Origin of the sequence: Alistipes sp. DJF_B185 (genome assembly GCF_964250025.1) — a bacterium.
In the GTDB taxonomy this organism is placed as follows: Bacteria; Bacteroidota; Bacteroidia; order Bacteroidales; family Rikenellaceae; genus Alistipes; species Alistipes finegoldii.
In genome coordinates this window covers 33,012-56,381 of sequence record NZ_CAXUDY010000004.1, presented here as the reverse complement: position 1 = coordinate 56,381, position 23,370 = coordinate 33,012, and the positions used below count along the sequence as shown (strand labels likewise).

The following is a 23,370-nucleotide window of genomic DNA, read 5'->3' as shown; positions in this document are numbered from 1 at the left end:
TAGGCGTCCTTCCGGCACGGCGGTCCGGCACGGGTTTTGCAATATACCCTGTCAACTGCGGCACAGCAACCGCAGTGAGGTTTCTTCATTTATTTAAGTTTGGGTTAGTAGTTTCAGGAGGGCAATCCTCCGGAAGGCAGCAGGCAATCGTGAGATTCCCTGCTGTTTTTGTGTGTTTTCGCCTGCAAAACGCCCGCACGAATCACGCACCCGTCCGAAACGACATTCCGCCCGTCCGGTTACGGCACGGAAACTGATTGGCCGTCAGGTGTAAACCACAATTCCACATTATGGCAAAAAACAGAAACATCACAACAACGCAGCTCGCGCTGATGACTGCGGCGGCCGTCATCAGTCTGCGCGGGCTTCCGATGATGGCGCAGGAGGAACTTACCATGTTCTTCTACATCTTCTTCGCCACCTTCCTGTTCCTGATCCCGGCGGCGCTGGTAGGCGCCGAGCTGGGCAGCGCCTTCGCCTCGAAAGGCGGCGGCGTCTACACATGGGTCAAAGAGGCCTTCAACAAACACATGGGCTTCACGGCCATCTTCCTGCAATGGATACAGAACGTCGTCTGGTATCCCACCGTACTCGGCTTCGCCGCGGCGTCGATCGCCTACATGATCGGCATGCCCGACCTCGCCCAGAACGGACTTTTCGTCGGGCTGTTTTCGATCGCCATGTACTGGTGCGCCACGCTTGTCACCCTGCGCGGCACCTCGGCCATATCGGGCATCACGAGCAAGGGATTCCTCATCGGCACGGTGTTACCCGGCATCGTCGTGATCGTCATGGCGGTCGTCTGGATGATCGGCGGCAACTCCGTCGCGCTGGAGCATATTCCGGACACCGTCAGTCAGGTCGTCAATATCGACGCCGCGCACCACGTCCATCCGCGGCTGTTCCCCCACATTACGGGCATGAGCGACATCGCCTTCCTCGCGGGCATCCTGCTGCTGTTCGCCGGCGTCGAGGTGCACGCCGTGCACGCCCCCGAACTCAAAAAGCCGCAGACGCAGTTTCCGCGCGCCATGTTTCTCGCGGCGCTCATCTCGTTCGGGCTTTTCACGCTGGGCGCGCTGGCCGTGGCGATCATCACGCCCTATGACCAGATCAACCTCCAGTCGGGACTGTTCACCACGTTCCAGATCGTCTTCGAACACTACCATGTGGGCTGGCTCACGAACGTCATGGGACTGCTCGTAGCGTTCGGCGCACTGGCCGGAGTCATGTCGTGGATTTCAGGCCCCAGCCGCGGCCTGCTATGGACGGCGCAGGAGGGCGTGCTGCCCTGCTTCCTGCAGAAGACCAACAAGAACGGCGTGCAGATCAACATTCTCATCATCCAAGGCTGCATCGTCACCCTGCTGTCGTCGCTCTATATCGTCATGAACGACGTGAGCGTGGCGTTCTTCCTGCTGAGCGCCCTGACCGTGGGTCTCTATCTGCTGATGTATATGATGATGTACGCCGCGGGCATCCGCCTGCGCTACACGCAGCCCGACCTGATACGCAGCTACCGCATACCGGGCGGCAATGCGGGCATGTGGCTGGTCGGCGGCATCGGATTCCTCGCGGTGCTCTTCTCGTTCATCGTCACCTTCTTCCCGCCCTCGCAGCTGCCCGTCGGCAGTCCCGCCATGTATACGTGGCTGGTAGTCGTCGGCACGGCGGTCTTCCTCTCCATCCCGTTCGTCATCAGTTTCGTCATGGACCGCAGGGCCGCCGGCGCCGCGAACAAGCCCTCCGGCCGATAACCGCAGCGGAACCGCCGGAACCGGCACGTCTGTCGAAAATCCACCTTACGCTTCTTCTCCCGTCCCGCCGAATATGCCGCGGACGGGAGAAGAAGCTATTTGCATGCCGCAGAAGGCGGTCGGACACCGTGCGGACCGCAACGAAGCCCCCGCAAAGGTAGTTTTTCACCGGCTCGGCACATTCTTCCGGAATATAATATTTTTTTATTCCGTTTTTTTTTAATTTTGTGTGAGACTATGACTCCGGAAAAAGAAAAAGAACTGCTGACCGCTCTGTCCAAAGGGAACCAATCCGCATTCGATTCCCTCTACCTGTTTTATGCTCCCAAGGTCAGGGAATTCGTGTTCCGGCTGCTTAAAAACCCCGGCGAAGCGGAAGACGTCACGCAAAACATCTTCCTGCGCGTCTGGGAGAAGCGCCGCGAACTGGGCGGCACACGCTCGCTGCGGAGCTACCTCTACACGATGGCCCGCAACGCCGTATTCGACATCTTTTCCCACTCGATCGTAGAAGACAAATACATGCAGGAGCATATCAACTCGGCCGCGGAGCGGCGCGACGCTCCGCTCAGCGAGAAAATCGAGACCGAGGAGCTGGCGCTGCTCATCGCCGTCGCCGTGGACCGCATGCCCGAACAGCGCCGCCGGGTTTTCAGCCTGAGCCGTTACGAAGAGCTTTCCAACAAGGAGATCGCCGAGCGGCTCAACCTCAGCGTCAAAACCGTCGAACGCCACATGACCGCCGCCCTGAGCCAGCTCCGCCGGCTGCTGACGCTCCTCGCCCTCTTCGTCTGAAAACGCGCCCCGAAAACGCCCGTCCGAAGGCGCCTTCCGAAAAAATACGAAAAAAATCGCTGCCGGGTGGGGGTTGCGCCCCGCCATGCCGTCTTATTTATAAAAGCATATCCCGGATAAAGACCGCATACGATGGAGAGACGACAAATAAGAGAGCTCATCGGCAGATTCCTGCACAACGACGTCCCCGGCGAACTCCAGACGCAATTCCGCCGCTGGATGCTCCAGCCCGGCGACGGCGACGAAAAAGAAGCCGCGCTGCGCGAGGAGTGGACCGCCGTCGTGGAAAGCCCTGCGGCGGCCGACCGCAGTGAAGAGCTGCAGCGGCTCCGTCACACCATCCGCATGCGTGAAGCGCAGCAGCGGCGCAGCCGCATTTTCCGCCGCATACGCTACGCCGCGGCCGCAGCCGCCGTGCTGCTGTTCGCCGTCGGCGAATATTACTACGTACGCTCGGCGTCGGCCGTTCCGGCCGAAATACGCCTGCTGACGGCGCGCGGGAGCAAAGGCGAATTTCAGCTGCCCGACGGCACGAAGGTATGGCTCAACGCATCGAGCCGCCTGACCTATCCCGAAACATTCGACCGCAGGGAACGCCGCGTGACGCTCGAAGGCGAAGCCTATTTCGAAGTGGCGCGCAACACGTCGCATCCCTTCGTCGTCGACATGAACCGCATGGAGATCGAAGTGCTCGGCACCACGTTCGACGCCCGTTACGAACGCACCAGCGGCATCGCCGAAACGACGCTCAACAGCGGCTCGATCTGCGTCCGCACGTCGCGTTCGCAGCAGTCCGTCCGGCTCCGGCCCGACGAACGGCTGGTCTTCAACGAGACCTCCGGAAGCATGATCATCGAACAGGTGAACGCCTCGAACTACAACAGCTGGATACAGCCCACCCTGACCTTCTTCGACATGACGCTCGAAGACATCATCACCAACCTCGAACGCTGGTTCAACGTTCCGATCGGCACCGACGCCTCGGTGGACCGCACCATCCGTCTGTCGTTCCACGTCCGCCACGAATCGCTCGAAGAGACCCTGCAGGTCATCTCGCTCATCACGGGACTGCAATACACGCTCGACGGCGAGTCGGCCACGTTCCACACCGCACGAACCACCAGATCAAGATAACCTGAAAAAACCGAAAAGCCTATGGGAATTCCTCCTCCGTGATCCACGAAAAAAAGCGGATGCTGCAACATCCGCTCCGACTTAAACACCCCGACGTGCTTCGTAATGTAACCGAATTACGAAATGACAGAATCTTAAATCGTTACAAAATTATGAAAAAATCCGAAAAATCCGGCGGAAAAGGAATTATTCCACTTCCGCCCGGAAGATTCTTTTTGCTGACGCTGTTATTCACGCTGCTGGCCGCAGCCGGCGTCCGGGCCCAGAACCCGCCCGTAAGCATCAATACAAAAGCAATCACAATCAACGAGTTATTCACTCGCATCGAGAAACAGGGCGTCTATACCTTCGCCTACAACAATGCCGACATCGACCTCAAGCGCATCGTGACCGTGCACGCCAAGGAGCGTCCCATCGAATCCATCGTCCGCGAATGCCTGCCCGAAGTCAACGTGCAGGTATCCAACAACAAGGTGATCCTGACGGGCCGCCGCAGCGACCAGAGTTCGCTGCCGATGCACAAGCTGACGGGCATCGTGACCGACGAAAACGGCGCGCCGGTGACGGGCGCCACGGTGATCGTCGTCGGCACGCAGCGCGGCACGACCACCTCGGCGACGGGCGCCTATACGCTGCAGGTCCGCAACGGCGAAATCCTCGAATTCCAGTATCTCGGCTATGAAAAGCAGGCCGTCTCGGTCGGCGGGCAGACCACGCTCGACGTCACGCTCCAGCCTTCGAAGGCGATGGCCGTGGACGAAGTGGTCGTCATCGGCTACGGAACGGTGAAGAAGGGCGACGCCACGGGTTCGGTGGCCAACATCAAAATCTCCGACGTAAAGGACCTCCCGGTGCTGTCCGTCGACCAAGCGCTGCAGGGCCGCGTCGCCGGCGCCGACATCATGTCCACCACGGGCGAACCGGGCGCCACGACTTCGATCCGCATCCGCGGTACGCGCTCGATTTCGGCCTCGAACGAGCCGCTGATCGTGGTGGACGGCGTGATGGACGCCGTCAGCGACCTCAACGACCTGAACATGGCCGACATCGAATCGGTCACGATCCTCAAGGACGCCTCCTCGACGGCGATCTACGGATCACGCGGCTCCAACGGCGTAATCATCGTGACCACCAAGGGGGGGGGTAACCAGACCAACACCAAACCTTCGATCACGCTCAAGGCCGACATCGGATTCTCGCAGCTGCCCCGCAAGCTCGACGTGATGAACGCCACGGAATTCGCACTCTACCGCAACGACTTCGCCTACTTCAGCACCCAGAGCGGCTACGAGGACATCGGCGAGGGCACGCCCCAGTCGAAATATCCCTTCAAAGACCCCTTCTCGCTGGGCAAAGGCACCGACTGGATCGACGAAATCACCCGCACGGCGCCCTACCAGAACTATTCGCTCTCGATTTCGGGCCGCTCGAAAAAGAGCAGCTACTACGCCTCGCTGGGTTACAACGATTCGCAGGGTATCATCGACAACAGCGGTCTGCAGCGCATCACGGGGCGTCTGAATCTCGACCACCAGCTGTTCAAATGGCTGAAGGTCGGCTACCGCGGCAGCTACACATGGCGCGACAACGCCCAGAACCTCGCCGAAATCGGCGGCACGGCCTACTACCGCGCAGCCATGTATCTTTCGCCCCACATCGACCCGCAGGAGAACTACAACCCGCTTTGGGGCAACGGCCAGCGTATCAATACGCCGCGTGCGACGATCGACCAGAACACCTACTCCATCGAGCGGACCTCGCTCAACCACACGGCCTATCTCGAAGTAGCGCTGGCCAAAGGCCTGAAGCTGCGCAGCCAGAACTCCTACTATTCGTTCCAGCGCCACACCTACCGCTACTATCCGGGATCGCTTCCCGCCAAGAACGAGGGTGAAGGCGGTCAGGCCTACCGCGCCGAATTCCACGAATTCAGCCTTTCGAGCGAAAACACCCTCAGCTACAAGCTCGAAACCAAAAGCGGCCACAACATCGACGCGCTGGCCGGTTTCACCGCCTACCGCTACAAGAGCGACAACTTCACGCTGAGCGGACAGGGCTACATGGACGACGACGTGCTGTGGAACAACATGAACGCCGTGACCGACAAGGAGACCTATTCGGCCGCCACGGGCCTGACCAAGCGGACGAAAATGTCGCTGCTGGCCCGCTTCAACTACAACTACAAACAGCGCTACTACCTCACCGTAACGGGGCGTTACGACGGTTCGTCGAACTTCGCCGCCAACAACAAGTGGGGCTTCTTCCCCTCGGTGGCCCTCAAATGGAACGCCGCCAAGGAGAATTTCCTGAAGGACGTACGCTGGATCGACGAGCTGTCGCTCCGCCTGAGCGCCGGACGCACGGGTAACGACGCCATCTCGGCCTACCGTTCGCTGGCGGCCATGTCCAGCACCACGAGCGGCTATCTGTTCGACGGCATGCAGCCGGGCGCCTACTACCGCAGCCGTCTGGCCAGCCCCAACCTGACGTGGGAGAAGACCGACCTCTACAACGCGGCGCTCGATCTGGCATTCTTCAACAACCGCCTGATGATTACGGCCGAAGGCTATATCTCCAAGACGCGCGACCTGCTGCTCACGGTGCAAACCGCTTCGGCGACGGGCTACACCAGCCGTTACGCCAACATCGGCAAAACCTCGAACAAAGGCGTCGAACTGAGCATCGAGAGCCGCAATATCGTCCGCCCTAAATTCTCGTGGACGACCAACCTCACCATCGCCCACAACAAACAGAACGTGGACGACATCGGCAGCGAGGATTTCGTCACGGCGCTCTCGTCGCCCGGCAACAACCCCTACATGATGTACGGTTACGTCAAAGGCTACCCGCTCAACGCGCTTTGGGGATTCAAGTACGGCGGCACGTGGAAGAGCGTCGAGGAGTTCGAGCGCAACAGCGTGACGAACACCTACGTTTCGGCGCTGGCGATCAACAGCGACGCCGCGTCGCGCAAGGCCTCGCTGGGCATGCCCCGCTACTACGACATCAACAACGACGGCTCGCTCAACAACGACGACCTCGTCTATCAGGGCAATGCCGACCCCGACCTGTACGGCGGTCTGCAGAACAACTTCCGCTTCGGCAGGCTCAACGTCGGCATCTACTTCACCTATTCGCTCGGCGGCAAGATCTACAACTACTCGGAGCTTTACATGGCCGGCAGTTCGATGTCGAACCAGTACCGCTACATGCTCGAAGCGTGGCATCCCGTGCGCAACCCGCAGTCGAACCTGCCGCGCGCCGGTGCGGTGGACGCGCACGTGCCGAGCGACCTGATGATCTACGACGCATCGTACATCCGCCTGAAAAACATCACGGTGGGTTACACGTTCGACCTGAGCAAGCGTTCGAAGTTCATCCGCGACATCACGCTGAACCTGAGCGCCGAAAACCTCCACATCTGGAAAAAGTACAACGGCTTCGACCCCGACGTCTCGACCGACAGCAGCGATTCGGCGCTGCGGCGCGTCGATCTGGGCGCATACCCCAAGCCGCGCACCATCGTGTTCAGCATCCAGCTGCGTTATTAACCGTAATCCGAGAACATTATGAAAACAAAATACATCTTGCTGATTCTCACGGCGTGGATCACGGCGTCGTGCTCACTGCAGGAGGACACCGAAGGGTTCTCGACCCCCGGCGACTTCTATAAGACCAAGACCCAGTGTCAGTCGGCGGTGAACTCGTGTTATATACCCCTGAAAAATCTCTACACCTACAAAATGATGATCGCCACCGAAGGCGTCACCGACCTGATGTACATCGCATCGGGAACGCAGGACGCGCAGCTCGACATCTCGCCGTCGCAGCCCCGCTTCGGCGCCGACATGTGGACCTACGGCTACCGCGGCGTCATGTACTGCAACATGGCCGTGACGGGCATCGAGAACTCGCCGATCGACGAAAAGGACCGCAACAGCCTCGTGGCCGAAGCCAAGGTGCTGCGCGCGTTCTACTACTACCTGCTGACGAGCTTCTTCGGCGACGTGCCCTTCTACACGGACGACGTCTCCGACCACGAAGTGCTCGACCGCGTGGCCAAACTGCCGCGCATGTCGGCCGAGGCGACGCGCACCGCGCTGATCGAGGACCTCGAATCGTGTCTGGGCGCACTGCCCCTCATCCGCACGAGCGAAGCCGCGGGCAACCGCGCCGGAGCCGCCATGGGCCACATGCTCATCGCCAAACTCGCCATGTGGAACAAGGATTACGACAAGGCGCTCGAAGCCATCGCCGTGCTGGAACAGATCTACGGCGACGACCTCTCGGTCTACCCGGTTTCGGATATTCCGTTCCGGATGAAGAACACGCCCGAATCGATCTTCGAAGTGCAGCACACCTATACCGCCGGCGGACTGATCTACACCTCGAACGTCGCCAGCATCTGCATGCCCTATCCGCGCAACAGCGACAACATCTACTCGAACGTGGTGATCGAGGAGCTGGGCGACGCCGCCACGACATGGTCGCCGCTGCGCCCCAACAGCTTCTTCTACGGCAACCTCATGCCCGAAGGCGGCGAAGACCTGCGGCGCGACATGCAGATAATCACCGAGTGGAACGGCGTGAAGTTCACTTCGGGCGACGCGATCGTCACCCGGCCGTTCATGGGTCCCAAATTCTGGTGCCCCGACCTTCAGGCCGCCTACGACTCGAACAACTACAAGGTCTTCCGCTATGCCGACGCCGTGCTGATGGCCGCCGAATGCTACTGCGCCCTGCTCGACAAGGACAAGGCCATGGAGTACCTCAACAAGGTCAAACGCCGCGCGGGCATCGCCGAATACACGCGGTTCCGCACCTATCCGCTGCTGCTCAACGAGATCCAGAACGAACGCGGCCGCGAGTTGCTGGGCGAATTCCAGCGCAAGTTCGACATGGTGCGCTGGGGCATCTGGTACGAACGCACGGCGGCGCTTTCGGACTATGCGAAGGTCAAGACCTCGATCCAGCCCTGCCACGAATACTACCCCATCCCCGACACGGAGGTGATCTATTCGGGCGGCGCTTTGGACAACAACGAATACAAGAAGTACGGATTCTAAATCAACCGACATGAAACCGAAAAACAAAATATATCCCCTGCTGCGCATGCTGGCCGTCGCACTGACCGCCGCACTGCTCGGTCCGGGCTGTCAGAAGGACTTCAAATGGAACGAGCCGCTGGCCGTCACCCAAAACGGACTCAACCTCACCTCCGCGGCCGGTTCGACGCGCGTCACGGTCTACTCCACGGGGCGCTGGAAAGCCGAAATGGCCGAAGGCGCATGGGGCGAAGTGAGCGAGGTGTCGGGCAACGGCATCGGCGACTTCCTCTTTACGTACGAGGCCAACAACGGCGTATCGCGCCGCGCACGCATCCTCGTCAGCGGCGAGGGCGAAGAGCAGGAGATCGTCCTCACGCAGGCCGGCGCGGTCACCGAACCGACGCTGGCGCTCGCCGAAACAGAATTCGAGTTCGTGCGTCTGCCGCGCGAACGCGTCCAGATCGGCGTTACGACCAACATGACGCAGGCGCTCGAATGTATCCTCATCACGGCAACCGACGTCACCGACGCGGAGAATCCCGCCGAAGCCGGCTGGCTGAAGGAGATCCGGCTCGAAAAAGACGCCGAGGAGAACATCGTGCTGGTCTTCGGAATCGACCGCAACGACAGCAGCAGCGACCGCAAGGCGGCGATCCGGCTCGAAATCCCCGATGCCGACGGCAAGATCCTCGCCCAAGCCGAAGCCTCCGTCGTCCAGACCACCGACAATGCGACGGTCGTTTTCAAGGACGAAGAGACGACCGTATCCGTTCCGGGCGACCAGCACAACCGCAGCGCACTGCTGACGGCCAACTTCGACGTCGATCCGGCGCACTTCTCCTTCGACATCGCGTACGACCCCGCAGGCACGCAGTGGATCACGGACGTGACCTTCAGCGAATCGGCCGTATCGTTCGTCGTTGCCGAGAACACGGGCGACCAGCCCCGTTCGGCCAGTCTGAAGATCACCTACAAGGACACCGACGTGGAGTGCAGCTCGACGCTCCGGCTGACGCAGGAGGTCAAGCAGCTCTCGATCGCCGACCTGCGCGCCATGATCCCCGGAGCGGAAGGCGAAGTGGAGCTGACGGGCGAGAAGATGCTCTCGGCCGTAGTCATCAGCGACGCCGGCAACTACAACATGGAGACCAACCCCAACCTGACGGACACCTCGATCGACTTCTCGGTCAACGAGAAGACCGCCTACATCGAGAGCCTCGACGGTCAGTACGGCCTGCGCATCGTCACCAAACTTCCGGCCGACAACATCCTGAAACGCTACAGCTCGGTACAGCTCTCGATCAATGGGCTGAAGCTGGTCAAGGAGTCGAACCCCGAACGCTATACGCTCACGGGCTTCACCAAAGAACATGTCCTCAACCAGAACGCCGGAACGGCCGCCGACCTCCCGAAGAAGGAGAAGCACATTTCGGAGCTTACCGACGCCGACATCTACACCTATGTGACGCTCAAGGAGTGCGAATTCATGCTCAACGGCGGCGCCTACATCAACGTCCACGACGGCTACTGCTACAAGACCGACCTCAACACGCAGGGCGTGCTTGATCCGCGCTTCGACTGCGCCGTCCGCGGCGTGATCGACAGCCGCGGCGAGAAGATCAACATGGTGCTCAACACGCAGGTGCGCTGGCGCCGCAAGGGCGACGGCGTTCCGGCCGGCTCCGGCCCCATAAGCGGCATCATCGTCCACACCAAACTGCCGCGCTACGGCGTGAAGGGCGACGTGGGCACCTACCAGATCCGCCCGGTCGAGGAGGCCGACATCGCCTTCTCGCGCGAAGAAAGCACCCGCAACTACTCGACGCTCGTACGCTGGGCATGGCCCGGCATGACCACCAACGCCGGCATTAAGCAGCACGCGGACGGCAGCATTGTTCCCTATCTGGGCGAAGGCCGCATGTTCTCGTCGGTGAGCAACAAACTCAACACGTCGGCATCGGTGGCAGGCGTCTCCTGCACGCTCGACTACAACAATCTGGTCTATGCCAAGGGCATCAGCGCTCCGGCCGTGCGTTACAACGGTATCTGGTGGAACTCGTCGCGCAACGAGGGCGAATGGGTGGCCTTCAACTTCTCGACCGAGGGCGTCAGCGGCTCATGCATGAAGATGATCCTCTCGGCCGCACTGGGCAACCTGAGCGCCGCCACGATCGTCGCTCCGCTCTACTGGGACGTCTCCTACTCGCTCGACGGCAGCACCTTCACCCGGTTCGACACCGTACCCATCCGCACGCTCGTCTATTGGGCCGGCCCGCAGTGGTACGTTCCGGGGCTTTACGAAGTTGACTTCGACCTGCCGTCGGCCTGCTTCGGACAGAAGGACGTCACCATCCGGCTGCAGGCCGCCAGCAAGGTGTGCGGCAGCACCACGGGCGAGGACAACGGCACGACGACGAAGACCTACGTCTATTTCCGCTTCGGCGACGTTTCGGTCAAATATTTCTAACCACGTAAAAAACGCAATCATGAAATACGCAAAGAGATACATGGCAAAGATCGGCTCGGCGGGCATCCTGCTCACGGCGCTGGCCGCGACGGCCTGCATGGACCACGGCGACGATATTCCGCTGATCGAGCTGGGTACGGTCGAGAATTCGTTCACCGTCAACGCCACGGCGGGCCACGTTGACATACAGGTCTACTCCAACCAGCCGGCCGTGCTGTCGTTCCTCGACGACGGGGCCTCGTGGGCCGACCTGAGCGACACGCGCCTGCCGCTCGACGGAAAATTCTACATCGACTACGCCGACAACACGGGCTTTCCGCGCATGACGCGCGTACTGATACAGAGCGCCGACGCAGTACGGTCCGACACGGTCGTACTGCGCCAGCGGGGCGCCCGTATCCCTGCAATGGCGTTCGAGGGCGGCACCTCGACCAACGTACCGGGCAGTTCGGGCGGCAAGGCGTCCGTACGGTTCGGCACCAACATCGCCCCCGACGAGCTGACCTTCACCACGCAGTACGACGCCGGGGAGGAACCAGCCGAAGAGTGGCTTTCGGAAATCGCGCTCCAACCCGCCGGGGAGGAGGAATACACGTTCAATTTCGACTACGCCGGCAACGACACGGACGAACTCCGCACGGCTACGGTCACCGTCTCCTACGTCAACGGCTGGGAGGAGACCGAACAGCTGACGCTCAACGTCATCCAGCGCACGAAGAACGACATGCTGGGACACGACATATCGTTCGCCGAACTGCGCGAGAAAGCGCTCACGGTCTCGAAAGTCGATGAGTACTGGCTGCTGGAAGGCTACGTTGTCAGCGACCGAGATTCGAAGAACGCCGGCAACAACCCGATGCCGACCGACATGAGCGTCGATTACAGCGGATGCGAGAAGACCGTCTACCTCGAATCGCCCGACGGCCGTTACGGCTTCTGCGTCGAAACGGCCACTCCGGAGGACAACGCCTTCACCCGTTACGACAAGGTGAAAATCCTGCTCAAAGACGCCGAGCTGGTCTTCGAACCCGATCCGGACCGCTACATGATCAAAGGCATCCGCTCGTCGATGATCGTCGAGCGCGTGACGGGCAACGACGCCTCGGTGCTTCCGGTCAAGCAGAAATACATCTCGGAGCTGACCGACGAAGACATCTACACCTTCGTGACGCTCCGCGACTGCGAATTCGCCGTCCGCAAGGGCTCGCTCACCCCCGTGCACGAGGGCTACACGCTGGCCGACGCGCAGGGACGTCTCAACATGTACCCGCGGCTGATACGCGACAACAAGGGCAGCCTGATTCACCTGCTGACCAACACCACTTGCCCCTACCGCCGCAACGGCACCCGCCTGCCCTACGGTTCCGGCGAACTGGCGGGCGTGATCGTCCACGAGCGTTTCCCGCAGTACGAGTACGTCGATACGGCGGACGATCTGGCCAACGGCATCATCGGCTCCTACCAGATCCGCCACATGTCCTTCGCCGACATCCGCTTCGCCGAAGACCGCTCGCAGAGCTTCTCGGAGACGCTGACCGAATACAGTTACGTCAAGGGCAAGGCCGCGGCCGCCGACGGCTACGCCTACTGGTATCCGACGTGGGGCACCAACGGACGCTTCACGCAGACCGCCTCCAAGTCGGCATACCCCAACGGCGTCTACAATGCGGCCTGCTGGCACTACTTGGGCTGGTGCGGCACGGCGCGCGGCACGGCTCCGTTCCGCAGCCACATCGGCAACGACGGCTATTCGGGTTTCGGCGTCATCCTCGAAGACGGCACCAATTACGCCGTGAAAAGCACGGCAGTCAATACCGACGGCAAAGGCACCGACCAAGCCAACTGGCTGGCGTGGGTGACGACCTACTGGTGGAACGCTTCGACCGACCGGCCCTATGCGTGGGTCGTGGAGTTCTCGACCGCCGGGATTTCGTCCGACCGGGTATCGCTGATCATGAGCGTGCAGAGCGGCCGCGCGACACTCAACGCAGGTCCCTACTTCTGGAAAGTGCAGTGGTCCGCGACGGGCGATTACGAGAGCGACGAGGGGTGGTTCGACGTCGAAGCGGCGCAGACCGCGCCCGACGGCAGCGCCTACACCTTCACGCAGCCCGACTTCCCGGTATTCGCCACGCAGCGCAGCTGGCAGCTCCCGGCCTATAAACAGGTCGAAGTCCCGCTGCCCGCCGAGATCATGGGCCGCGAAAAGGTCTGGCTCCGCATCCAGCCCGCCAGCTGGCTCTCGTCGGGACTCGGTTTCCTCGACGGCACGATCCCGATGGGCTACAACGCCGCCGGAGCGATGGACTACTTGGCCGTACGCTACAACAGATAACCCGAACTCCAAGATCTAAAAACCAAAACAATGAAACGATTCCTATTTTCGATAGTTCTGTTATTCACCGCTCTGGCCGGATGCTCCAACCACGAAGGCGAATCCGCAGCCCCCAAAAGCGAACTCAACGTCATGAGCTACAACATCCGCTACGCCAATGCGAGCGACAAGGGCGACGCGGCGTGGGACGCCCGCAAGGAGGCTTCCGTCACGATGATCCGCGACGTCAAGCCCGACGTGATCGGCATGCAGGAGCCTCGCTTCTCGCAGGCGCAGTATCTGATCGGCGAATTGACCGAGTACGAGCACTACTATCTGGCCCCCGATGACAAGGACTCGCAGCACCGCAATGCGGTCTGGTGGCGCAAAGACCGCTTCGAGATGCTCGCCCAAGGGTATTTCTTCCTCAACGAAAAGGACATCACCCAGCCGATCAAGGGCTGGGGGCACAACCAGTTCCGCACGGCGTTGTGGGTCAAACTGCGCGAGCGCAGCACCGGCAAGGAGTTTTTCTTCTTCAACACCCACCTCGCGCACCGCGCGTCGCCCGTCGAGGGCGGCGATATCGATCAGGTGGCGCGCACCGAGTCGGTGAAACTCATCGTCGAACAGATGAAGCAGATCGCGGGACGCTACGCCCCGATCTTCGTCACCGGCGACATGAACGCCTCCTACGCCGCGGGCGACGGCCGCCGCGCCTGCCTCGACGGCTTCTTCGAATTCATGTGGTCGGCGCGCGAAACTGCGCCCGACGGCGAAGCCGACGACGTTTACAGCTACAACAACTTCGGCGAAGGCACTCCGCGCTTTACGTGGAACATCGACCACATCTTCTACCGCAAGGTGACGCCCGTCCGGTTCCGCACCATCAACAACGACGGCTACGGCGTTCCCTACATCTCGGACCACTTCCCGATTCTCTTCACGTCGGAATTCTGATGAACACTGCATGCGGGGCGGCTCCGGCCGTCCCGCACGCATAAAATCCCGCAACATGAAAAAACTGCTGTTTACGCTTCTGTTCTGCGCCGCGGCTGCCGCCGCAGCGGGCAGCGAACCCGCGGAGCTGAAACTGCTCTCCTACAACATCCGCTACATCGGCGCGCCGGGCGACGAAGGCGACTTCGCGTGGGACGCCCGCAAGGAGGCTTCGATCCGCATGATCCGCGACGTGCGGCCGGATGTCATCGGCTTTCAGGAACCCCGCCGCCAACAGGTCGCCTACCTCGTCGAACAACTGCCCGAATACGGCCACATCGAAATGGGACGCGACTTCGGCGCCAAGGACGATCCCGGCGAGCATCTGATGATCATGTATCTCAGGGAGCGATACGAACTCCTCGACCACGGCCACTACTGGCTGAGCGAAACGCCGGACGAAGTGTCGCAGGGATGGGACGGCCGCTGCCGCCGCGTGACGGTGTGGGCGCGCCTGCGCGACCGCACCACGGGGCGCGAATTCTGCCTTTTCGATACGCACCTCGACCACATCGGCAAAACGGCCCGGCTCGAAGGCGCCCGGCTCAACGTCGAACGGATGCGAAGCATCGCCGGCAAACGCACGCCGCAGTTCATCGTCGGCGACATGAACGCCACGGCGGGCACGCCGGGCGGCGTATGTCTCGAACCCTATTTCAAATGGCTGAAATCGGCCTGCGAAGAGGCTCCCCTGACCGATCCCCGGCCGACCTATCACGGCTTCGGCAAGGCCAAACCGCTCCACATCGACCACATCTTCTACCGCTGCGCCGAACCGCTGCGCTACCAGCTGCTCGACAGCACGGGATACGGCGTGCAGTACCTCTCGGACCACTACCCGATCGTCTGCACGTTCCGCTTCTGACCGGGCGGCAGTGTATACACGACAAAAACCGCAGAAACCGGATAAAACGGTTTCTGCGGTTTTTCATTCCGGACGACGCCCGAAGAAAATTGAGCTGCTCCGTCCAATATCGCCGCGCGGCAAACACGCACGCGCTCCGGATAATCCGCCGCCCGCCGTTCCAGCCAACCCGCCGACCGACTAACCAACCAGCTAACCGACCGACCGGCCAACCGGCCGCAATTCCGATCAAGGGCGGTCGAAGGCGGCCGAAACCGGTCGGCACGACGCCGTTCGCGCCCCGCCGCTTAAAATTCGACGGTGATTCCCAGCGTCGGGATCAGCGTCCCGCTCTCCTGCCTGATGTATTTCATGCGGTAACGCTGTTCGGCGGCGGGCGCTTCGGGATTCTCCACCACGCCCGTGGACATCAGCACGTCGGGCTGGCGCAGCTTGCTGCCCGTTACGTTCTGCAGGTCGATATAAAGCCCCAGCATGCAGTGCCGGAAATAGAAGGTCTTGTCGATGCGCAGGTCCAGCTGGGCGAAGGCGTCCAGCCGCCCGTCGTTATAGCGCGCATAGTCGTAATAAGGCCGCCCCTGCGCGTTCCATGCCTCGACCAGCGACGATTTTCCGACATCGTAAGACGTATAGGGCGTTCCGCCCACGGCGCTCAGGCGCGCCCCGACGCTCCAGCTGCGCGGCAGGTCGTAGGTACCGCTGAGGTTCACGACGAAACGGCTGTCCCACGCCGAAACGATATAGGGAGCCGCTGAATCGCGGCGGTATTCGCTGCGGAACAGCGTGACCGAACCCACGAGATTGACCTTGCCGGGAATCTGCCAGCGGGCCATCGCCTCGACGCCGTAGGAGCGTCCCTCGGCCGACGAGCGCAGCTCTTCGTTGCCCACCACGCCGTAATCGTTGCCCTTGCAGGAGAGCGGAATCCCGTCCGCGACCGAAAGCGGAATATCCCCGTACAATTTGTAAAAGCCCTCGACCGACACGATCAGCCGGTCGCGCAGCCGCCATCCGGCGCCTGCGCTGAAAGCCCCGACGCGCATATAGTGCAGGGATTTGTTCACCCACGCATCCGCCTCCTTGAATCCGAGCGCCGTATAGGGCGGCAGCTGGTAATAAAGCCCCGCGCTTCCGCTCAGCGACCAGCCCCTGCCGAGCCGATAGCCGACCGAAGCCCGCGGCGAAAGCTGGTGCCAGAGCCGGGCCATGCGCGGCGAGTAGTCGTTCCCGTCGGCGCGCAGGCCGAGCGAAGCCGTGAAACGCTTGTCCTCCGAAGCGTAATCCGCCCCGGCGAAAAGCCCCCAGCCGACGATTCCCAGCCGGGTCCGGTAATCGGACAGCAGCGTCTCGTCGGTGAAAAGCCGCTGGAACGTGCGGTTCGTATAACTCGAATAACTCAGCTCCGCGCCTTCACGCACCGTCCAGCGACCCAGATAGCTGCGGTTTTCAGCCCGCAGCGTGGTTTTCTGCTCCACGGAGCGCAGCCGCAGGGTGAGGTTCTCCTCCGAAGAGTCGTCGTTGTCGCGGTATTTGAGGTTGCGGTTGTTCAGGTAAGTGTGGCTCAGCGTGACGGTCTGCACGTGACGGCCCGCATAGTGCCGCCACGACGTGCCGACGGTAAAGGTCTCCTGCCGAATCCGGGGCAGGTAGCTCAGCAGGTATTCGGCATCCTCGCCCTCCTCGTCGAGGTTGAGTTTCATGTTGTCGAAGCCCGCCAGCCCCAGCACCGTCAGTTCGTCGCGCTCCGAAAAACGCGTCTTGACCTTGAACTGTCCGTCGATATAGTTGGGCAGGAACGGCAGGCCGATCATCTTGAAGAGCAATTGCAGGTAGGACTGCCGCAGCGAAAAGAGGTAGGAGGTTTTCCCGCCGATATGTCCGCTGCCGCTCAGCCCGACCTCCGACGCACCCAGCGTCGCCTTGAAGGTCTGCTTTTCGGGATTCCCGTCCCGCAGCCGGAAATCCAGCACCGAACTCAGCGCCCCGGAACGGTCGGCCGGGAAAGCGCCGGTGTAGAAGCTGATTTCGCGGATCAGGTCGGCATTGACGATGCTCACCGGACCGCCCGTGGCTCCCTGCGTGGCGAAATGGTTGATATTAGGGATCTCGATGCCGTCCATGTAGAATTTGTTCTCCGAGGGACCTCCGCCGCGCACGATCAGGTCGTTGCGATAGCCCACGGGCGAGAACGACACGCCGGGATAGGAGCGCACGATGCGCGATACGTCGTGGTTGGCGCCGGGACTCTTTTCGATCTCCCGCAGGCCGATCACCTGCAATCCGACGGGACTTTCGGCCGTGGCCCGGAACGGCGAAGGCACAACGGTCACGGCTTCGAGCTGCGTGGCGTCCTCCTCCAGCTCGATCTCGATAAAGGGCGTGGCCGCCGACACGATGTATTCCGGCGTAACGACGCTTTTGTAGCCCACCGACGAAGCCGACAGGCGGTGAATGCCGGGCCGTACGCGCCGGAGCGTAAAGTGTCCGGCGGAGTCGGTCGAGACGCCCTGCTGCTCCTGCCCGACCGGCACGACCGCCGCATAGGCCACGGGGCGCCGCGTCAGACGGTCGATGACGCGGCCGTTTACGGGATAGCCGCTCTCCGGCGTTCCGGCCGCCGCCCGCGTGCAGGCAAGCAGGGCAGCGAAGGCACATATGATTCGTAATCCGAGAGACATCATATGGCAAAAGTACAAAAAAAGTACAAAACCGTTCCGGTTTTCCAGCGGCTTCGCCCGGCAAATTCCCCGGCCGGTCCGCGAAGACTCCGCGGACCGGTTCCGCACGGCGCTCGCTCCAATAAAAAAGCCGTTTTTACCAACCGGAGGTTTCGAACATTATTAATTCGATAAGCGAACAAACCGCAGCCAAGAAAAAAATCGGCGGTTTTCTTGGCCGCTCCGCAAAACGTATTATTATATTTATATATAATAATAAAACCGCCTGCAACTTTTTCCGCCGGAAAAACACCTTGAAAAATTTCACAAAAAGCTTGTATTTCAGCATATTATCTTTTACCTTTGCAAAACCATTACGACAGTGCCCGTCACTGCCGCGCCGTGCAGCCCCGTTCTTTTCGGAGGGTGTACCGGTTTTTCGACGCAACACCAGACAGACCACATTCCGAACCGGACAAACCGGTGAAATTGCAGCGCACGACACACGCTGTCCTCCGGTCGGTTCCATATATTTTCGGAGGTCTGTGGCCGAAAATGTCTCACCAGTCGATTTATATAAAAATAAAAAGTTATGAGAAAGCAACATTACACAGCCGAAATTCCAGTTTCCAATCCCTACAACATCGCCGCGTTCGAGGATCTGGTATCCAATATCCAAGCGGGATACAACGAAGAAAAACGACTGAAGAACGCGGCTTTCGAATTCATGATCGACCGGGGGATTTATCTGGAATTTCACGAATGGCTGCACGCTCCCGAACACAAGGAGCACGGCAGCGACGTCATGGGGCGCCTGCGCATGTACATGACGGGCAACAGGCTGACGAAAATTTTCAGCCGGTAACGACCGTAAGACCGGATTCCGATACGACGCAACCGAGGCTCCGGCTCACACAGGACGAAAAAACCACTCCCAGACAGGGAGTGGTTTTTTCAAATCGGAAGGACGACCGCTTCCGGTCACTGCAGATAGACCCCGATGTTTCCGCTGATCTGCTGCAGCGATATTTCGCAGAGCTTGGTATTGTACTGCGCCGTGAGGATGCGCTCCTCGGCGTCGAGCAGGCTCTTCTGCGCCTCGCGCATCTCGATGCCGGGCAGATCGCCCAGCAGGTAACGCTCCATGGCGATTTCGTAGTTCTCGCGGGCGGCGATCAGGTTCTCGGTTTCGAGCTGGATCACTTCGAGGTTGTTGCGGTAGGCCTGCCAGAAATTAGACAGATTCGCCATGAGCGACTGCTCCAGCTGCTGACGGGTCAATTCGGTGTTTTCGATCGTGATCCGGGCGTTGCGCTGCTCGCGGCGGCGGTTGCCGTCGAAGATCGTGAATCCCAGCTTCACCCCGGCGTTCAGCCCCAGCGTACCGCGCGACTGAGTGGCGCCGTTGCCGAACCGGTTGTAGGTATATCCGTACCCGGCGGTCAGGTTCAGATAAGGGTAGAAGCGCGAACGGATGCTTTTCAGGTCCAGTTCGGCCAGCGTGTTGTCGTGCCCGGCCAGCAGCAGCGAAGCGTTCGCAGCGCGCGTTTCAGCCTCCAGACGATCCCATTCGAGTGTGCTGTTCACCTCGATCAGCGAATCGCAGATCGAAAGCCTGCCGTTGAGATCGTCGTTGGCCAGCAGTTCGTTGATGCGGATGCGCGATGCGGTCACCAGCTCGTGCTGGGACATGTATTTCGAACTGTCGGCATTGAAATCCACACGCGCCTGCAACAGGTCGAGACGCGAGAAGCTGCCGATCTTGAACCGCTCTTCGGTAATTCGCAACCGCTCGCGCGAGAGCTGCACCGCATAACGGAAATTACTCAGGCGCAGGGTCTGCTGCACATAATTATAATACTCGGCCGTAAGCGTGGCGACGAAGTCCTCGATCGTGATGCGGGTCCTGAGCGCCCCCATCTGCTGCAACTCCTGCAGCCGCTTGTAGTTGGTGCGGATGCGGAATCCGTCGAAAAGCGTCCAGTTCACCGCAACGCCGGCGTCGAAGGTCTGATCGTAAATGCCGTTTTCGGTCACAGCGTCCCCCTCGCGCGGAGTCGTGCGCTCGTTGTCCAGCGCCCCGCTGTAGCCGGCCGTCAGATCGACGCTCGGCAGCATCCCGGCGTTGGCCGCCGTCGCGTCGTTGTCGCTAATGCGCTGCTCGTTGCGTATGATGCGGACGTCGTAATTCTGCTCCAGTCCGAGCTCCAGACACCGCTGCAGGGTCATCGGCTCGCCGCACTCCTGCGCCGCGGCCGCTCCGACAGCCCCCGCGGCCAGAACCGTTAAAATCAGTCGTTTCATTTCGCGTTCTTTTTCGTTTTTCGGATCCGGTCGGTCGATACGTAACTGTAAATCGCCGGCACGATATAAAGGGTCAGCAGCGTCGAAACCACCATGCCGCCCACCACGGCGACACCCATGGCGATACGTCCCTGCGCCCCCTCGCCCGAAGCCATCGTCAGCGGCAGCAGGCCCAGAATGGTCGAAGCGCTGGTCATCAGAATCGGGCGCAGGCGCTGCAGCGAAGCCTGCTCGATGGCCTCCCGCTTGTTCAGCCCCGCATCCTGCTTCTGGTTGGCGAATTCGACGATCAGGATACCGTTCTTGGCGACCAGACCGATCAGCATGATGATGCCGATCTGGCTGAATATGTTCATCGTCTGCCCGTTGGCCGCCATGAACACCAGCGCGCCGGCAATGGCCAGCGGCACGGTCAGCATGATGACCAGCGGGTCCTTGAAACTCTCGAACTGCGCCGCCAGAATCAGATATATCAGCACGATAGCCAGCAGGAAGGCGAATATCAGGCTCGAAGAACTCTCGCGGAACTCCTTCGAATCGCCGGCCAGCGCCGTACGGAAGTCGTCGCCGAGCGTCTGCTCGGCGATACGGTCCATTTCGTCAAGCCCCTGCCCGATGGTCTTCCCCTTCGCCAGTCCGGCCGAAACCGTAGCCGACAGAAAACGGTTGTAGTGATAGAGCTGGGGCGGCGCGACGTTCTCTTCGAGCGTGATGAGGTTGTCGAGCTGGATCATCTCGCCCTTGTCGCTGCGCACATAGATCGACTTCAGGTCGGCGGGCTTGTTGCGCTGCTGGCGGTTGATCTCGGCCAGTATCTCGTACTGCTTGCCGTTCATGTAGAAGTAGCCCAGACGCTGGCCGCTGAGTCCGTACTGGAGCGTCTGCGCGATATTGCGCGTGCTGACGCCCAGCAGGTTGGCCTTGTCGCGGTTGATCGCGATGCGGGCTTCGGGCTTGCTGAATTTCAGGTCCACGTCGGCCATCTGGAATACGGGGCTTTCGTAGACTTTCCGCATGAATTCCGGCAGCACCTCCTGCAGCCGTTCGATATTGGTCGCCTGCAGCACGTACTGCACCGGCATGCTGCCGCGCCGTCCGCCGAAGGTGCTCTGCTGCTGCACGAACGCGCGCGCCTTGGTCCTCGTGCGCACGGCGGCCGACACCTCCTCGGCGATCTCCATCTGCGTACGCTCGCGGGTCGCGATGTCCTTCAGGGCGATCTGCACGTTGCCGCGGCCGCTGGAGACGCGCGCCGTCACGGCACGGGCTTCGGGCACGAGCGAATCGACGAGCCGGTTGATGCCCTCGGTATAGTCGCGCAGGTATTCGTAGGTCGCGCCCTCCGATCCGCGGGTGTTGATCGTAATCTGCGAACGGTCCTCCAGCGGCGCCATCTCGGCCGGGATGCTCCCCCACAGCCACCCGATCAGGCCGATCATCAGCGCCACGAGCGGCAGGGCTATCCAGCGCCGCCGCAGGAACCCGGCCAGCGTGCGGCTGTAGAAATTATTGAGCCAGACGAAAAACGGCTCGGTCTTGTTGTAGAACCAGCTCTGCTTCTCCTGCCGCACGAGCAGTTTGGTAGCCAGCATCGGAGTGATGGTCAGCGCCGCGAAGGTCGAGATGACCACGGCGCCCGAAATCACCAGACTGAACTCGCGGAACAGACGCCCGGTCATGCCCTCCATGAAGACGATCGGGAAGAAGACCGCGATCAGCGTGATGGAGGTCGAAATGACCGCGAAGAAGATCTCCTTCGCCCCCTCGATACCCGCTTCCTTGGGCGACATGCCGCGCTCGATGCGGATGTAGATGTTCTCGGTCATCACGATGGCGTCGTCCACCACCAGTCCCACCGAGAGCACCACGGCCAGCATCGACAGCACGTTGATCGAGAATCCGGCCACATACATCAGGAAGAAGGTGCCGATCAGCGACACCGGAATCACGATACACGGGATCAGCGTCACGCGCCAGTTGCGCAGGAACAGGAAAATAATGATGATCACCAGCAGGAACGCCTCGTAGACGGTCTGTTTCACCTCGTCGATCGAAGCGCGTATTGTCGAATCCGTAATCGGTCACCACATCTTCCGGCAGGTCCTTTTTCATCGACTCCATGCGTCTGTAGACCTCGTCCGCGATCTCAATGTGGTTGGCTCCCGGCTGCGGCACCACCACGATGCCGACCATCGGAATGCCGTTCATCTTCATATAGCTGCGCGTATCCTGCGGTCCCAGCTCCGCGCGGCCCACGTCGCTCAGACGGATGATGCGGTCGGCGTCCTCGCGCACCACCAGATCGTTGAACTCCTGCGAGGTGTGCATCAGTCCCAGCGTGCGGATGGTCAGCTCGGTGGTGTTGCCCTCGATGCTTCCCGACGGCAGCTCGACGTTCTCCCGGTCGAGCGCGCTCTTGACGTCCGCCGGCGTGATGCCGTATCCGGCCATCTTGGCCGGATCGAGCCACAGTCGCATCGAATAACGCTTCTCGCCCCATATCTGCACGCCGCTCACGTCGCTGATCGTCTGCAACTGCTCCTTGACCGTCAGGTCGGCGATCTCGCTCAGCTCCAGCAGCGAACGCTTGTCGCTCTGAATAGTCACCATCAGGATCGGCGTAGCGTCGGCGTCGGCCTTGGTCACCGTCGGCGGGTCGCAGTCGCGGGGCAGGTAACGCTGCGCGCGCGACACCTTGTCGCGCACGTCGTTGGCAGCCGTTTCGAGGTCTACCGAAAGTTCGAATTCGACCGTGATGCGGCTCTGGCCCTGACTGCTGACGCTCGACATCGACCGGATGCCGGGAATGCCGTTGATATTCTGTTCGAGGGGTTCGGTGATCTGGTTCTCGATCACATCGGCGTTGGCGCCCGGATAGGAGCACGTCACCGAGATGATCGGATTGTCCACGCTCGGAAACTCCCGCACGCCCAGATAGCTGTATCCGATAAAGCCGAATAGCAGGATGATGATCGTCAGTACCGTGGACAATACGGGACGCCGGATGCTGAGTTCGGAAATATTCATACA

General features: G+C 60.9%; 13 protein-coding genes and 1 pseudogene. 10 read left to right on the top strand and 4 right to left on the bottom strand.

The window, feature by feature from the left end:
* Window positions 1–290 precede the first annotated feature (290 nt).
* The 9 genes from ACESTR_RS06765 (at window position 291) to ACESTR_RS06725 (ending at window position 15,379) form a co-directional block, all read left to right on the top strand.
* A complete protein-coding gene (locus ACESTR_RS06765; RefSeq protein WP_014774713.1) occupies window positions 291–1,757 on the top strand; it encodes an amino acid permease in 1,467 nt (488 codons plus the stop codon).
* 237 nt (window positions 1,758–1,994) lie between these two features.
* Window positions 1,995–2,552, top strand: coding sequence for an RNA polymerase sigma-70 factor (locus tag ACESTR_RS06760; RefSeq protein ID WP_009597746.1), 558 nt, complete (start codon window positions 1,995–1,997; stop codon window positions 2,550–2,552).
* Window positions 2,553–2,684: 132 nt separating this feature from the next.
* Window positions 2,685–3,686, top strand: coding sequence for a FecR family protein (locus tag ACESTR_RS06755; RefSeq protein ID WP_333872462.1), 1,002 nt, complete (start codon window positions 2,685–2,687; stop codon window positions 3,684–3,686).
* 152 nt (window positions 3,687–3,838) lie between these two features.
* Window positions 3,839–7,237, top strand: a complete 3,399-nt coding sequence (locus ACESTR_RS06750; RefSeq protein ID WP_373179034.1) for a SusC/RagA family TonB-linked outer membrane protein — start codon at window positions 3,839–3,841, stop codon at window positions 7,235–7,237.
* 18 nt (window positions 7,238–7,255) lie between these two features.
* Window positions 7,256–8,752: a RagB/SusD family nutrient uptake outer membrane protein gene (locus ACESTR_RS06745; RefSeq protein ID WP_130063082.1), complete on the top strand. Its 1,497-nt coding sequence runs from the start codon at window positions 7,256–7,258 to the stop codon at window positions 8,750–8,752.
* Between the two features lie 10 nt (window positions 8,753–8,762).
* Window positions 8,763–11,201 (top strand): DUF5689 domain-containing protein, encoded by a 2,439-nt coding sequence (locus ACESTR_RS06740; protein ID WP_373179033.1) that lies wholly within the window; start codon window positions 8,763–8,765, stop codon window positions 11,199–11,201.
* A 19-nt stretch (window positions 11,202–11,220) separates the two neighbouring features.
* Window positions 11,221–13,536 carry a hypothetical protein gene (locus ACESTR_RS06735; protein ID WP_373179032.1) on the top strand — a complete coding sequence of 772 codons (2,316 nt, stop codon included), beginning with the start codon at window positions 11,221–11,223 and terminating at the stop codon, window positions 13,534–13,536.
* A 30-nt stretch (window positions 13,537–13,566) separates the two neighbouring features.
* Entirely contained in the window at window positions 13,567–14,475 is a 909-nt protein-coding gene (locus tag ACESTR_RS06730; RefSeq protein WP_279064943.1) for an endonuclease/exonuclease/phosphatase family protein, read from the top strand.
* 55 nt (window positions 14,476–14,530) lie between these two features.
* Entirely contained in the window at window positions 14,531–15,379 is an 849-nt protein-coding gene (locus ACESTR_RS06725; RefSeq protein WP_278973766.1) for an endonuclease/exonuclease/phosphatase family protein, read from the top strand.
* A gap of 287 nt (window positions 15,380–15,666) precedes the next feature.
* Here ACESTR_RS06725 and ACESTR_RS06720 read toward each other — a convergent pair whose 3' ends face one another.
* A complete protein-coding gene (locus ACESTR_RS06720) occupies window positions 15,667–18,060 on the bottom strand; it encodes a TonB-dependent receptor (protein ID WP_373179031.1) in 2,394 nt (797 codons plus the stop codon).
* A gap of 133 nt (window positions 18,061–18,193) precedes the next feature.
* A complete protein-coding gene (locus ACESTR_RS06715; RefSeq protein ID WP_009599051.1) occupies window positions 18,194–18,565 on the bottom strand; it encodes a hypothetical protein in 372 nt (123 codons plus the stop codon).
* 63 nt (window positions 18,566–18,628) lie between these two features.
* Here ACESTR_RS06715 and ACESTR_RS06710 point away from each other — a divergent pair, with 63 nt between their 5' ends.
* Window positions 18,629–18,901 (top strand): hypothetical protein, encoded by a 273-nt coding sequence (locus ACESTR_RS06710; protein WP_014774722.1) that lies wholly within the window; start codon window positions 18,629–18,631, stop codon window positions 18,899–18,901.
* Between the two features lie 116 nt (window positions 18,902–19,017).
* Here ACESTR_RS06710 and ACESTR_RS06705 read toward each other — a convergent pair whose 3' ends face one another.
* Both ACESTR_RS06705 and ACESTR_RS06700 read right to left on the bottom strand, forming a co-directional pair.
* Window positions 19,018–20,340: a TolC family protein gene (locus ACESTR_RS06705; RefSeq protein ID WP_009599060.1), complete on the bottom strand. Its 1,323-nt coding sequence runs from the start codon at window positions 20,338–20,340 to the stop codon at window positions 19,018–19,020.
* Window positions 20,337–23,367, bottom strand: a pseudogene (locus tag ACESTR_RS06700) (efflux RND transporter permease subunit). Before ACESTR_RS06700 ends, ACESTR_RS06705 begins: the two are co-directional and overlap by 4 nt.
* Window positions 23,368–23,370 lie beyond the last annotated feature (3 nt).